The sequence below is a fragment of the Undibacterium sp. GrIS 1.8 genome (genome assembly GCF_040544445.1).
In the GTDB taxonomy this organism is placed as follows: Bacteria; Pseudomonadota; Gammaproteobacteria; order Burkholderiales; family Burkholderiaceae_D; genus Undibacterium.
This window is the reverse complement of sequence record NZ_JBEONQ010000007.1, coordinates 99896-114265: the sequence shown is the minus strand read 5'-3', so window position 1 is coordinate 114265 and position 14370 is coordinate 99896. Positions and strand designations below refer to the sequence as shown.

Below are 14370 nucleotides of genomic sequence, written 5' to 3'. Positions count from 1 at the left end.
CAAGCTTTCAGTGAAATAGTGAAGAGTAATCCAACAGCATATCTTCAATAAAGAGTTTGGCAGACAAAGGATGACTGGCGATTGCCTGACGCTCGTTCGTGCTCTTAATCACATTTAATAAAGCATGGACGTCAACACGTTGGGCAAGCGCAGCTAACTCTTTTTGATATCGAGGATGATACCGGATTCTTCCTGTTTGTTTATAAGAAAAAATATCATACAACCAACGCTGCAACCACGCGACCGTATTCGGCACACTGAGTTTTTGTATTTTTTCCGCAATTTTCAAGCTGGAATCAACACCCGGCTTACTTAACTGACGCAAAAATTCGTCTAACTCCGCCCTGTCTTCCGACTGCGACATCAATAAGGCAGATAAGGGCGCGCCACCTTGCTGCGCCAGCCAGGTTTCTGCATCGCCTAACTGTTGGGTTTGCAACCAGTCCAAAGATTGCTGCTTGTCTGGCAAACCCATTCCAAATTTGTGACAGCGGGACAAAATCGTCGGCAACAATTTATCCAGACTGTTTGAAACCAAAATAAATACCGTATTGGGATTCGGCTCTTCCAATGATTTAAGCAAGGCATTGGCAGCCGGGATATTCAAGGCTTCGGCCGGATACAACACAATCACACGTCGTCCCTGACGATGGGTAGAAATATTCATAAAATCGCCCAATGCACGCACCTGATTAATGACGATTTCTTTTGATGGTGCTTTGCTAGATTTTGCTTTTTTCTCAGGCTCAGGAGTATCGCCCTCGCTGGCGGCGCCCTCTTCCTCATCCAGTAACTCGGGCCTGACCCGACGGTAGTCCGGATGACTGTACTGCCCAAACCAGCCGCAAGATAAGCAAGTACCGCAGGCATGGCCGTCTGCGGAAGGTGCTTCGCACAATAAGGACTGCGCCAAATGTTCGGCAAAAACAGTTTTACCGATGCCTTCAGGGCCGTGTAGCAAAATCGCATGAGGCATACGCTGCCGTAGCAAATTCAATTGTTGCCAGGCGTCTTGCTGCCAGATAAAAAGTGGATGCGTCATACCTGCGTCTGCTGATTTGAATGCAACTTAAATGAATGTGGTTCAGGCTCACTACACAAGCGCTCAATCAAGGTATCAAGATACGCACGGATGTCAGGAATCGGACGGGTCGAATCGATGATCTGAAAACGTTCTGAAAACTCAGCGGCGCGGCGCAAATATTCAGAGCGGGTATCTGCAAAAAATTCTGCTTTTTCCTGCTCAAACTTATCCAGATCACGGGTTGCATCCAGGCGGGCACGTGCTACTTCTAAAGGCACATCAAATAAAAACGTCATGTCAGGCTGCAAATCAGGATGTACCCATTGTTCTAGTGCATTCAGTTTTTCCAGCGCCAATTTACGTCCACCACCTTGATAAGCAAAACTCGCATCAGTAAAGCGATCAGAAATAACCCAGTCACCGCGAGCTAAGGCCGGTTCTATTACTTGAGCGATATGTTCTCTGCGTACGGCGAACATGAGTAAGGCTTCCGTTTCTAAATGCATTTTTTCCTGCAAAAGCAGATCACGTAATTTTTCGCCTAATGCCGTACCACCGGGTTCACGGGAAGACACAACCTTAATCCCATGCTGCTGCAACTGCCCTGCCACATATGCAATATGGGTAGATTTACCAGCACCATCAATACCTTCAAAAGTAATGAACTTGCCTCTTATTGCTGCACTTGTTTTGCTTGCTATCGACATACAAATCAATTCTTTAATCAGTTCTTGCTATAGTTTTTACTGTAGTTTTTGGTAATTCAGTTTAATTTATTTCAATCATTACCTATCGCTGATATTTATTGACGGCACGGTTGTGCTCAGTCAAATCATCAGAAAATTGGCTAGTACCATCGCCTCTGGCGACAAAATATAAAGCACCACTTTTGGCGGGAGTAAACGCCGCTGTCAAAGAGGCAATTCCGGGCAATGCGATCGGCGTTGGCGGCAGACCAGTGCGAGTATAGGTGTTAAACGGTGTATCGGTGAGCAAATCGTTTTTTCTGATTTTGCCTTGATATTTATCCCCCATGCCATAAATCACCGTCGGATCTGTTTGCAAAAGCATGCCTAACTTGAGACGATTAACAAATACCGCAGCGATCATAGTGCGCTCAGATTTTTGGCCGGTTTCTTTTTCGATGATAGATGCCATGATCAAGGCTTCATAAGCTGTTTTATACGGCAGCATTGTGCTCTTTGCTGCCCACGCCTCGTTGAGCTTTTTAATCATCACACTATGTGCTTGCTGATAAATTTGCAGATCGCTAGACCCTTTGGCAAACAAATAGGTATCAGGGAAAAATAAACCTTCCGGCAATGTGTAATCAGGATCGATTTTTTTCATCAGGTCGCGGTCGGACATACCAGCAGTATCATGGTTTAAGTCAGAATTAGTATCGACTACTTTACGCATCTGCTGAAAAGTCCAGCCCTCAATAATCGCTAATGCACCAAATGAAAAATCACCGCTGACGATTTTGTTCAATAGGTCTAACGGCGTTTTATTAGATTCTAATCCGAAAGAACCTGCTTTTAATTTATTCGCCTTGCCGGTAGCACGTGCTAGCACTTCGAACAATATAGGATTAATCGGAACACCCGCTTCGTAGATTTGTCGGGCAGAACTGCGAACACTACTACCGGCTTTGATGCTGAAATCAATTGGTTTATCTACCGATGTGCCGCTACTTATTTCTGGAATGAAGATAGGTTGCATTGCCCAATAAGCAAAACCACCGCAAGCAGCGCCACCAAACAAAATAATGAGAACGAAAAGTTTTTTTATGAATGCCATGCCAAAAATTGTGCCCAGAATTAAAAATGGTGAGTTAAAAGCTTAAATTATTAAAAGCTACGCATTAAAAGCTGAAAACTAAAAGCTATGAACACGAAAAGCGATTGCAAACGTAATTTTGCGGACAGCACTATAATCCGCAAGAGGTAGCACATAGTAAGTGAGACGTATTTTAAACCGAGACTCCATGAATACAGAAACAATGACTAGTTGGCAGGATTTTTTAGCGCAACACGGCGCCCATATCGTTGATCAAAAGGTACAAGGCTTTGCGACCGCTACAGAAGCGCACTTTTTGACCGGCTCTAATGGCACAGCAGGCTTTATTTCTGCATTGACCGATCAAGCATTGCTATTAGCAACGGGCGAAGATGCTGCCAGTTTTTTACATAATCAATTGAGCAATGATGTAGAAAAACTGGAACAAGATGATGCCAAATTAGCCTGCTACTGCACGCCAAAAGGTCGCATGATAGCCAGCTTCGTCTACTGGAAAACTACCGATGGTATCGTCTTGCAATTGCACGCCTCTATCAAAGCAGCCATCCATAAACGATTGCAAATGTTCATTTTGCGGGCGAAAGCTAAACTAAGCGATATCAGTAATGAGCAAGTTGTGCTAGGTCTTGGCGGCCAGGCAGCAGAAGCGGCGTTAACGACTTGGTTTCCCTCATTGCCACAACAAATCTACGGCAAAGTTAATACTGCCTTTGGCACCTTGATCCGCGTCGCAGATGCACATCAGATACCACGTTACCAGTGGATCACCACGAATGCTATGGCACAACAAGTCTGGCCGCAATTAAGCAAACAACTGCAACCTGTAGATACCAGCGTATGGCATCTGACCAATATCCAAGCGGGTGTCGCGCAGATTATCGATAAAACTCAAGAAAAATTTGTACCGCAGATGGTTAATTTTGAATTGATTGGTGGGGTTAACTTTAAAAAGGGCTGCTATCCAGGTCAGGAAATCGTCGCTCGCAGCCAATATTTGGGCAAACTCAAACGTCGGATGGCAATCGCCCGCATCGCGCATGAGGCCAGCAATCCTATTTTGGCGGGTAGCGAAGTGTTTGCTGCAACGGACGGCGACCAGCCTTGCGGCATGATCGTCAACGCCGAAATGGAAGATGCGCAGCACAGCCTTTGTCTGGTTGAAATGAAGGTAGCGGATCAGGAAAATGGCGATATTCATCTGGGATCGGCGACTGGCGAGCAACTACTATTTCTGCCACTGCCTTATGCCGTGGTTGACATCACTGCATAGTTAAATCCGTCTGGCTTGAAGAATGAGATTACAGGTGAAATCAATATACTCACCCTATGTATAAGAATATGATGGCTTATTGTCCAATGATTCTCTGGACAATTAACTAAATTAGTCAAATACTCCCCTTTTTTATACATTTAACTGCATTTTCAGATAATTGCAAAGCGACGACCAGAATCAACTATGGACTGCTATATTTATTACAAAACGCTGGTCGAACATCAAGACCAGGCTTTAGAACAAGTACAAGCGATGCAAGACATTCTTCGTCGTGACACCGGCGTTAGATCAGGCCTACAGCGTCGACCCGAAGTCAGTGGTGGCATGCAGACCTGGATGGAAATTTATCAACAAGTCCCAGAGAATTTTATCGCCTGCATCACCCTGGCGATACAACAAACCCGCTTGCTAGCTTTGATTCATGGTGAGCGACATCCTGAATTTTTTATGGAGATAATTCCATGTGTCTGATCGTCTTTGCCTGGAAATTATTACCGCATACACCTCTCATCGTCGCCAGCAACCGGGATGAGTTTTACGACCGTCCGGCAGCACCGGCAATCTGGTGGGAAGGTGCACCCCATGTATTTGGTGGACGTGATTTACAGTCCGGCGGCACCTGGATGGGCGTCGCCAATCAAGAAGATCAGAATGCTGCAGCGAAAAAATTTGCCGCTATTACCAATGTGCGGGCGCCCTCAGAGAAGCGCACTGATGCCCCCTCTCGCGGCACGCTGGTATCCAATTATCTAACAGGTACACTATCTGCCAAAGACTATATCGCCAGCATCAAAGATAAGGTAGAGGACTACAATGGTTTTAATTTATTGGTGGGCGATGAAGAGGATTTGATCTGGTTCTCTAATCGCAAACAAGACGATCCTCGCAATGGTCAACCACTGCCGCCGGGTATTTATGGCATTTCAAACGCAGCACTTGATACACCTTGGCCCAAAGTCGTCAAAACCAAAGCGGAGTTTGCCAGCCTGCTGTGTCAGCGTGCGCCGGAAGAAGCTTATTTTGAAATGCTGTCAAACACCACACCAGCACCCGACTGCCGCTTGCCAGATACAGGAGTCAGCTTTGAGATGGAACGTCTGTTGTCATCCCCATGCATAGAGTCGCCAGATTACGGCACGCGCGTATCTAGTCTGATCAAAATACATAGCCACCATCCGGCTGAATTTCATGAGAAGCTGCTGCGTTAATTGATGCATTGGTGCGACATTAGTTAAGCCGGCACATTGACTAAATCAAAGAATCGCAGATATCAAAAAACACCTCAAACATCTCGCAAAGGTGCACGCCATAACATCAGTGCAGCAATCAATTTAAGAGCACAGGGCAAAATCGCGTACGCAACGCCCAGCGCTTGGATACCTTGTAGGTCGCTGGTACCGGGCACGTAGCCAAGAAAATCAAGCAAAGGCAAAGACACACCGGCTGCTAATGCCAAATTCATCTTAGTAGCCCAATTCCAGGCACCAAAATAGGCTCCCTCTCGCTGCCCGCTATGCCCACCTTTTCTGATTACCGCAGCCAATAAGGCTGGTGGGAGTGCCAGATCAGCACCAAGAGCCAATCCAGACATTGCGCAAATGATCCCGAATGGCATTGCTGCCCCGACACCCAGGCCAAACACCCAGACAAAAGAGGTGATCGATAGCAGCATCCCCAACAACCATGCGCGTGCCTCTCCCAGCTTACTTGCGGTGAAGACCCACAGAGGCATAGAAATCGCAGCCGCTAAAAAATACAGTATTAAAAATACGCCCGACAAATGCCCAAGCTGCAAACGATCTTTAGCAAAAAACAAAAATAAGGTCGCGGGAATGGATGCCGCAATTCCGTTGACGACAAATACCGCGAATAAACTACGAAAATATGCATTACGAAAAGGGATGGTCAATGACAGAGGCTCTGCTGCCAGAGCGTTCTCCGGCACAGCCTTTATCTCAACGTCGGCCAATGCCGGGCGAGGTGCATAACGAATCAGTAAGCCACTAGCGACCAATAAGCTGACCACAAACGCAGTCGACAACCACGCAATACTGGCCAGCTGCGACAAGGCTGCAGCCGCAATCACACCAATCAAACCGCAGGCCTCGCGGACAGCCGTAATCCGCGTGCGTTCAGTGGGAGCCTGGGTCAATGCTGCACCCCAGCTTTGATGCGCGATTGTTGCTAAACTAAAACCCGCATATACCACCATCAATGAACATAAAAACCAAATAAACGGCGCACCATTCGCGATTGTTAATGGATGAAATAGAGCGAGAAATCCTGCAATCAGCGCAGGCAAGGACCAAAGTATGTAGCGCGAATACGATTGGCTACGATGATTTTTATCGATCCACCAACCGATTGCCGGATCAATAAAAGCGTCCAGTAAACGCGCTAGCAATAGCGCCGTACCGATCAAGGTAAGTGAAATACCAAAGTGCTCCGCATAAAACTGGGGAACATAGACATAGATGGGCAGCGCGACCAGCGCTAGCGGCAAGCCGAACAGGCCGTAAGTCAGTACCGCAGAAAATGAAAAAATCTTCACTGGCCGGATAACCAAGTACGGCGACATTCACCGCAATAAAAATCGGTACGCGAGCCTAAAACAAGATCTAGGACAATCATCTCAAGCCTTCAATTTAAAAGGATTGAAATCAGTATCTATGTCGTAATAGTCCTCGTTCTCTTTCCGTTTTAAGAACGCGACAATTTTATAGGTGACAGGCGTCATCAGGACTTCCCAACCGGTCTTCAAAATATATTGCGCAATAATCACTGAGATCAGTTGGTGGTTCGACCAAATACCATAAAAAGCGATCACGTAAAATAAACTGGAATCTACCAGCTCACCGCAAACCGTGGACCCTATAAAACGCATCCATAGTTGACGACCTGCCATGGCAATCTTCATTTTTGCCATGACATAACTATTCACAAAGCTGCCGCACCAAAACGCAATCATCGAGCCCAGGACGATACGTGGCGTATTACCGAACACCGCATCCAGATGCATCTGGTAATCCCGGTTAAACGGATCAGCTGCGGGCTTTAACGCCAGCACCACAGCTGACATCACGGCAGCAAAAATCAAAGCACCAAAACCCGCCCAGATGACGCGACGGTCGCGACCATAGCCATACACCTCGGTCAATATGTCGCCAAAAATGTATGAAATCGGAAAGAATAAAACACCCGCACCAAAGGTCACCGTACCTAACACTGGCAAAGTCACTTCGGCAGCCTTAGCAGCGCCAATCAGATTTGAGCAAAGCAATACCGTCACAAATGCCGCCATGACGAAATCATAGTATTTGTATTGAGCGATAGGACGAGCCATAGTCTGGTTTTCTGACAATAAAATGAGTAGTTAAAACGAGAGTGACAACAAATTTGGTGTAATCAGCAAACTGATTTCTAAACGACGCTAAATACTAACTTAGAAAGAAAAACAGCGTCATTCTCTTGTAAGGATGACGCTGTTTTTTGTCCAAGATGAGCGGGTCAGGCTGAATTGTGTTGCTGAATTTAGCTAAGCTCTTCCAAACGCAACTTAGTAACAGAGCCAAATACCGTCGCCAATGCTTCAATTTTAGTAATCGCCGCCAAAATATTTTTCTCTTGAGTTTGATGTGTCAGCATAACGATATCGGTTTTTGCCTCGCCGTCTGCTGGCTCCTTTTGCAGCATTGCATCAATGGAAATAGAAAAGTCTGCCAGAATTTTAGTCACATCGGCCAGCACGCCGGCCTTGTCTGCAACATGCAGTCGCAAATAGTAGCTAGTGACAATTTCAGACATCGGTAAAATCGGTAATGCACTCATCGCGTCAGGCTGGAACGCCAGGTGCGGTACGCGATGCTCAGGATCAGCCGTCGCCAGCCGGGTAATATCGACCAGATCTGCGATGACAGCAGACGCAGTCGGCTCTGCACCTGCACCTTTGCCGTAATACAGCGTCGCACCAACCGCATCTCCTTGCACTAACACCGCATTCATCGCGCCTTCTACATTCGCAATCAAGCGCTTTTCCGGGATCAGGGTTGGATGAACACGTAATTCGATTCCTTGATCGGTACGCTTGGTAATACCCAACAATTTGATGCGATAGCCCAGTTGCTCTGCATAGCGGATATCCGTCGCCTCCAGTTTGGTAATGCCCTCTACATGCGCTTTATCAAACTGCATCGGGATGCCGTAAGCAATTGCTGCCATGATGGTCGCCTTATGTGCTGCATCGATACCTTCAATGTCAAAAGTAGGATCTGCCTCGGCATAACCCAAAGCTTGCGCTTCTTTTAGGGCAGTTCCGAAATCCAAGCCTTTATCGCGCATTTCGGACAAAATAAAATTGGTCGTGCCATTGATAATGCCGGCAATCCATTGAATACGGTTCGCGGTCAATCCTTCACGCAGAGCCTTGATAATCGGAATCCCACCGGCAACCGCGGCCTCAAATGCGACCATTACGCCTTTGGCTTGTGCCGCAGCAAAAATCTCGTTGCCATGAGTTGCCAGCAAGGCTTTGTTCGCAGTGACGACGTGCTTGCCGTTGGCGATGGCTTTTAACACCAAGTCTTTAGCAATACCATAGCCGCCGATCAGTTCAATCACGATATCAATCTCGGGATTATTGACCACTAAATTGGCATCATTGACGACTTCGACTTCTCCGTTAGTCAGTTCGCGTGCGCGCTCAACATTGAGATCGGCCACCATGGCAATTTCAATCGAACGTCCTGCGCGACGCATAATCTCTTCTTGATTGCGCTTCAAGACGTTAAATGTGCCGGAGCCAACTGTGCCTATACCTAACAGACCAACTTTGATGGGTTTCATATTATCTCTATGCGTACTAAATAAAAAAATTAAGCGGTGGCAGGTTAAAAATTCTGCCAATAAATCTTATAAACAAGTCTTATGAATAAACTTTACCAACAAGCTATAAAAACAAGCCTTGCTAATTCGTACCATGACGTCTGCGATAACCCTCCAGAAAACTGGCAATTCGCCCGAATGCTTCCGTCAAATCATCGGAATTAGGTAAAAACACGACGCGGAAATGATCTGGATGTATCCAGTTAAATCCTGTTCCTTGTACCAGCAAGACCCGCTGCTCGGTGAGCAAGTCATGAATAAATTCTTGATCATCCTTGATCGGATACATCTTAGGATCAAGTTTAGGGAACATATATAAAGCGGCTTTGGGTTTGACACAAGTCACACCGGGAATATCGGTCAGTAGTTTATGCGCCAGATCACGTTGTTTTAACAGACGACCGCCAGGACCGACCAGATCATTGATACTTTGATAGCCACCAAGGGCTGTCTGGATTGCAAATTGTCCGGGCGCATTCGCGCATAGACGCATGGAGGCGAGCATATTCAAGCCCTCAATGTAATCTTTGGCATGACGTTTCTCGCCAGAGACCACCATCCAGCCTGCCCGATAACCACAAGAGCGGTAATTTTTGGACAAACCATTTAAGGTTAAGAACAGGACATCGTCTGCTAGCGATGCGATTGAGGTATGTGTCGCTTCGTCATACAAAGTCTTATCGTAAATCTCATCCGCAAAAACGATCAATTGATGCTGACGGGCGACTTCAACGATTTGCTGCAAAATTTCAACCGGATATAAAGCACCGGTAGGATTATTCGGATTGATGACAACGATCGCCTTAGTATTCGGCGTGATCTTACTTTTGATATCGTCTATATCCGGCATCCAGTCCGCGGTTTCGTCACAGACGTAGTGCACAGGTTTACCGCCAGACAAACTGACTGCGGCTGTCCACAAAGGATAATCCGGCGCTGGCACCAAGACCTCATCGCCAGAATTGAGCAAAGCATTCATGCTCATCACGATCAACTCAGACGCGCCATTACCGAGATAGACGTCCTCAATAGTGACACCACGGATATGTTTCTCCTGGGTGTAATGCACGACCGAACGACGCGGTGCGAACATCCCTTTAGAGTCGGTATAGCCTGCAGCATTTTGCATGTTCAGTATCATGTCCTGAACAATTTCATCAGGAGGATCAAAATTGAATACGGCCAGATTGCCGATATTCAGTTTGATGATCTTATGTCCCTCATCCTCCATCTGTTTGGCTTTTTCCATGACGGGGCCACGGATGTCGTAACAGACGTCTGCTAATTTTTGTGATTTTTGTACGGGTCGCACTGATGCAATCCTCTATAAAATAAGTCTAAATTGGTGCGAGGCTGCAAGATGATAGTTCATTTATGGATCACCTCAGTCAATCTATCGTTGATTGCTGCACTGCCGGATTGTGCATTTTGCCCAATGAACACCGTTTTATCAATTCGTTTCGAGAATTTGTCTAATTTTGTTTGCTTTTGGTGAGTTTTAACAAAAATTACAGGGCATTGATTGGATAAACCCATGTGATCAGTCGAGTATGAGATATCAATGGCAGAATGCGCCAGCCTTTGAGAAAAAAAGCTACAATGCGCCAATCTTGAGACTTACGCCTGCATCCATGAAGCTACATTCAACTCAAACTCAGCAATACCAGACTGTCACTGCCTACGATCAACAAGGCGTGGAATTTAATGCCAAGCGCTTTGAACATAGTCTGATCGTTTTACCCGAAGTCGCTCCCGCACTTTGGAATGTTACGCATTTTGATTCCTTAACTGCCGACGATTTTGCGCAGGTGAATGCGACCAAGCCCGATGTCGTGATTTTGGGCACGGGTGTACGTCAGCGTTTTATCCATCCTAAATTAATCTCTGTATTGACGAGTCAGCGCATCGGTGTCGAATGCATGGACAATCAAGCTGCCTGCCGCACCTATAATATTTTGATGGCAGAGGGGCGCAAAGTCGCTCTGGCCTTGATTATGGAATCTGCATGAAACCAAGCCGCTCGCCTTACGACTCCCCCGCTACGCTTTGGCTGATCGCGATTGTTTTTACCTTGCTCTGGTTGTATATGTTGGGTGCACGAACTTTGGTGCCAACGGACGAAGGTCGTTATGCCGAGATGGCGCGTGAAATGGTAGCTACCGGCGACTGGATTACGCTACGTTTAAATGGCATTAAATATTTTGAGAAGCCACCACTGCAAAACTGGATGAACGCCATCAGTTTTGAACTTTTTGGTCTTGGCGAATGGCAAGCCAGATTGTGGACTGGATTATGCGGTTTGTTAGGAGTTGCAGGAACCGCTTATACCGGCGCCAAAGTATTTAACCGTCGGGTGGGTATCAGTACTGCGCTGGTTTTGGGTTCCAGTTTTTTATGGTTTGGTCTAGGTCATATCAATACGCTAGACATGGGCTTGTCCGGCATGATGACCTTGAGCTTGTGCGGTTTGCTATTAGCGCAAAAAACCAACGCTAGTGCTAGTGAACAGCGTTATGGCATGTTGCTGTGTTGGGTCGGGATGGCGTTGGCGAGTATGTCAAAAGGACCGATTGGCTTGGTCTTGCCGGGGGCTGTACTCGTCATTTATACCTTGGTAACGCGTGATTGGGCGCTCTGGACACGTCTGCATTTGGGTAAAGGCTTGATCGTCTTTTTCTTGATCACTGCTCCCTGGTTTATTTTGGTCTGGCAAAAAAACCCCGAGCATCCCTATTTCTTTTTTATCCACGAAAATTTTCAGCGTTTTACCAGCAAAGTCCATCACCGTGAAGGCGCATGGTATTACTTCATTCCCATCCTGATACTGGGAATCATGCCTTGGCTGGGCTTGTTGCTACAAAGTCTTTGGTCGGGCTTGCGTGAGAAAACGATAGGGGAAAATTTTCAGCCTAAAAAGATGTTGCTGATCTGGTCAGTCTTTATCTTTGTATTTTTCAGCATTTCCGGATCAAAATTACCGTCTTATATTCTGCCAATTTTCCCTGCGCTGGCTTTGCTCGTCGCGGTGCAGTTGGAACGGACATCTATCCTTTCGTTGCGCATAGCAACAGGCTTATTTGGACTGATCGGACTGGCTGGTTTAATTTTTGCTGGTAAAGTTGGAGGCCTCACTAATGACGCATATGAAATCCCTCTTTATCAAGCTTACAAACCTTGGGTTTATGCGACCGCGGCGGTTGCTTTTGCTGGCGGAATACTAGCGAGCTATTTTGTTGGACGGAATAAAGATGCCGCAGTTATAACTTTGGCGACAGCAGGATTTTTTGCTTGGCAAGCGCTGTTTCTAGGACATGAGCCATTAGGTCGTTATGGCGCGGGATTGCAACATATTGCTGAGATACAAGCAGAATTAACGCCTGCTACACAGATTTTCGCAGTGGGTCGCTATGAGCAATCACTACCTTTCTATTTGCAACGGACGGTCACGTTGGTGGAGCACCCAGACGAGATGGCGTTTGGACTCGGAATACAACCCGAGCTATGGATACCCAAGCGTGAAGATTTCGTAAAAAAATGGCGTGAAGACAGCCTGAGTGGCAAAGCAGATGTTGCAATTCTACGTACCGATATTTATCAGGCTTTTGTAAAACAAGGAGTGCCGATGCGCGTCATTGCAGAAGATCCAAAACGCGTTATTGTGTCAAATATACTTACTAAATAAATAAAACGACAAAGTAAGACAATCAATCCAATTAATCCAGCTAATCCGACTACAGGAACAAGACAATAATATGAACATCGGCACTTTTGGTTTTATTCTGACCGGCATTTTTTTAAATGCCTTTGCACAATTACTTCTTAAACAAGGCACCAAAGCAGTCGGTGCTATCCATTTAACAACAGAAAACTGGCTCCCTATAGGCTTAAAACTGGCGACACAGTTGCCTATCATTGGCGGCCTCACTTGCTACGTGGTGTCAGTGCTAGTGTGGATTGTCGGCCTGTCCAGGGTCGACGTCACTATCGCCTATCCGCTACTGTCTATCGGCTATGTCGTAAATGCCTTCTTTGCCTGGTACTTTTTAGGCGAGGTTATGTCGCTGCAACGCATCCTCGCTATTGGCATCATTATCATTGGCGTCGCTTTGCTGGTAAAAAGCTAAAGCATCGCTAAAAATCAACATAATTTGAAGGTAAATTAAAAAATAAGGGGAGTATGCCGATAAATACCCCTTATTGCCCAGACAATCTCTGGACGATTAAATTTACTCCATCCCAGTATATAAATAAAGGAATCAGCAATGACTACAGCACTGCCCTTCTTGCCATTTACAAAACCCACCATGGACGAAGAGACGATTACCGCTGTCGGTAATGTCTTGCGTTCTGGCTGGTTGACCAGCGGTCCTAATGTGCAGGCGCTGGAAGCGCAATTGTCCGAGTACTTTGGTGGTCGACCAGTACGCACTTATAACTCGGGCACGTGTACGATGGAAATCGCTTTACGTATTGCGGGCATCGGCTTGGGTGACGAGGTAATTACGACCCCAAATTCCTGGGTTGCTACTGCCAACGTAATTATCGAAGTCGGTGCTACGCCAGTATTCGTCGACATTGATCCACACAGTCACAATATTGATCTGGATAAAATTGAAGCCACGATTACGCCACGCACTAAGGCAATTATCCCCGTTCACATGTGCGGCCTGCCCTGCGATATGGACAAACTGTATGCAATCGCAAAAAAACATAATCTGCGCGTGGTCGAAGATGCCGCGCAAGCCATTGGTTCGACCTGGAAAGGTCAGCGCATCGGTGCCTTTGGCGACTTTGCCTCATTCAGTTTTCAGGTCAATAAAAACATCATGACTGGCGAAGGTGGCTGCCTGGTCTTAAATAATGCAGAAGAAGCCCGCCTGGCAGAAAAATATCGATTACAAGGCGTCACCCGCAGCGGCTTGGATGGTATCGATGTTGATGTGCTTGGTGGCAAATACAATATTACCGATATTGCCGCCGCGATTGGTCTTGGGCAGATGAAGCATCTGGCAGAGTTCAACGCAAAGCGCAAAGCGCTGGCGCAGTATTATTTTGCGACATTTGGCAGCGAGTTCGAAGCACAAACAGGCGCAGAATTACCGGTCGCAGATTTTGAAAACAGCAACTGGCATATGTTTCATATTGTTTTGCCAGAACGCGTCAATCGTGGCGAATTTATGCAGCAAATGATGGATGTGGGCATCGGCCTCGGTTATCACTACCGTGCTATTCATTTGTTCAGCTATTATCGTGCTCGTGGCTTTACAGATGGCATGTTCCCGATCGCAGAGCGTGTTGGTAAGCAGATCGTCACATTGCCATTATTCCCAAGCATGACCGAAGCCGACGTAGAACGCGTCGTCTCTGCGGTAAAATCTCGCCTTTCCTAATT

Annotated in this window: 14 protein-coding genes; 7 read left to right on the top strand and 7 right to left on the bottom strand. The window is 46.5% G+C overall.

The features are described 5' to 3' along the window. Nucleotides 1–7 precede the first annotated feature (7 nt). From AAKU64_RS05175 to mltG, 3 genes are all read right to left on the bottom strand, one after another. Entirely contained in the window at nt 8–1042 is a 1035-nt protein-coding gene (locus AAKU64_RS05175; protein ID WP_354332455.1) for a DNA polymerase III subunit delta', read from the bottom strand. Beyond that, nucleotides 1039–1731 carry a dTMP kinase gene (gene tmk, locus AAKU64_RS05170; RefSeq protein ID WP_354332457.1) on the bottom strand — a complete coding sequence of 231 codons (693 nt, stop codon included), beginning with the start codon at nt 1729–1731 and terminating at the stop codon, nt 1039–1041. Before tmk ends, AAKU64_RS05175 begins: the two co-directional genes overlap by 4 nt. A gap of 82 nt (nt 1732–1813) precedes the next feature. Further along, complete coding sequence (gene mltG, locus AAKU64_RS05165; RefSeq protein WP_354332459.1) at nt 1814–2824, bottom strand: endolytic transglycosylase MltG; 1011 nt, start codon at nt 2822–2824, stop codon at nt 1814–1816. Nucleotides 2825–3011: 187 nt separating this feature from the next. Between mltG and ygfZ the strand changes: the two genes are divergently transcribed. The 3 genes from ygfZ (at nt 3012) to AAKU64_RS05150 (ending at nt 5305) form a co-directional block, all read left to right on the top strand. Next, nucleotides 3012–4094 carry a CAF17-like 4Fe-4S cluster assembly/insertion protein YgfZ gene (gene ygfZ / locus AAKU64_RS05160; protein WP_354332461.1) on the top strand — a complete coding sequence of 361 codons (1083 nt, stop codon included), beginning with the start codon at nt 3012–3014 and terminating at the stop codon, nt 4092–4094. A gap of 186 nt (nt 4095–4280) precedes the next feature. Continuing rightward, nucleotides 4281–4568 carry a DUF4936 family protein gene (locus tag AAKU64_RS05155; RefSeq protein ID WP_354332463.1) on the top strand — a complete coding sequence of 96 codons (288 nt, stop codon included), beginning with the start codon at nt 4281–4283 and terminating at the stop codon, nt 4566–4568. Then, on the top strand, nt 4559–5305 hold the full coding sequence (locus AAKU64_RS05150; RefSeq protein WP_354332465.1) for an NRDE family protein: 747 nt from the start codon (nt 4559–4561) through the stop codon (nt 5303–5305). The genes AAKU64_RS05155 and AAKU64_RS05150 overlap by 10 nt, the downstream gene beginning before the upstream one ends. A gap of 74 nt (nt 5306–5379) precedes the next feature. On the opposite strand, the gene AAKU64_RS05145 is transcribed toward AAKU64_RS05150, so the two are convergent. The 4 genes from AAKU64_RS05145 to AAKU64_RS05130 all read right to left on the bottom strand — a co-directional run bounded on the left by AAKU64_RS05145 (nt 5380) and on the right by AAKU64_RS05130 (nt 10290). Continuing rightward, entirely contained in the window at nt 5380–6648 is a 1269-nt protein-coding gene (locus tag AAKU64_RS05145) for an MFS transporter (RefSeq protein WP_354332467.1), read from the bottom strand. An 81-nt stretch (nt 6649–6729) separates the two neighbouring features. Further along, nucleotides 6730–7440 (bottom strand): queuosine precursor transporter, encoded by a 711-nt coding sequence (locus tag AAKU64_RS05140; protein WP_354332469.1) that lies wholly within the window; start codon nt 7438–7440, stop codon nt 6730–6732. Between the two features lie 188 nt (nt 7441–7628). Next, complete coding sequence (locus AAKU64_RS05135; RefSeq protein WP_354332471.1) at nt 7629–8939, bottom strand: homoserine dehydrogenase; 1311 nt, start codon at nt 8937–8939, stop codon at nt 7629–7631. A 121-nt stretch (nt 8940–9060) separates the two neighbouring features. Continuing rightward, entirely contained in the window at nt 9061–10290 is a 1230-nt protein-coding gene (locus AAKU64_RS05130; RefSeq protein ID WP_322119185.1) for a pyridoxal phosphate-dependent aminotransferase, read from the bottom strand. A 319-nt stretch (nt 10291–10609) separates the two neighbouring features. Between AAKU64_RS05130 and AAKU64_RS05125 the strand changes: the two genes are divergently transcribed. The 4 genes from AAKU64_RS05125 (at nt 10610) to AAKU64_RS05110 (ending at nt 14368) form a co-directional block, all read left to right on the top strand. Further along, a complete protein-coding gene (locus AAKU64_RS05125; protein WP_354329924.1) occupies nt 10610–10987 on the top strand; it encodes an Mth938-like domain-containing protein in 378 nt (125 codons plus the stop codon). Then, nucleotides 10984–12660 (top strand): glycosyltransferase family 39 protein, encoded by a 1677-nt coding sequence (locus tag AAKU64_RS05120; RefSeq protein WP_354361581.1) that lies wholly within the window; start codon nt 10984–10986, stop codon nt 12658–12660. The genes AAKU64_RS05125 and AAKU64_RS05120 overlap by 4 nt, the downstream gene beginning before the upstream one ends. A gap of 70 nt (nt 12661–12730) precedes the next feature. Beyond that, a complete protein-coding gene (locus AAKU64_RS05115; protein ID WP_354329920.1) occupies nt 12731–13102 on the top strand; it encodes an EamA family transporter in 372 nt (123 codons plus the stop codon). A 138-nt stretch (nt 13103–13240) separates the two neighbouring features. Continuing rightward, nucleotides 13241–14368 (top strand): DegT/DnrJ/EryC1/StrS family aminotransferase, encoded by a 1128-nt coding sequence (locus tag AAKU64_RS05110; RefSeq protein ID WP_354361579.1) that lies wholly within the window; start codon nt 13241–13243, stop codon nt 14366–14368. Nucleotides 14369–14370: the final 2 nt, after the last annotated feature.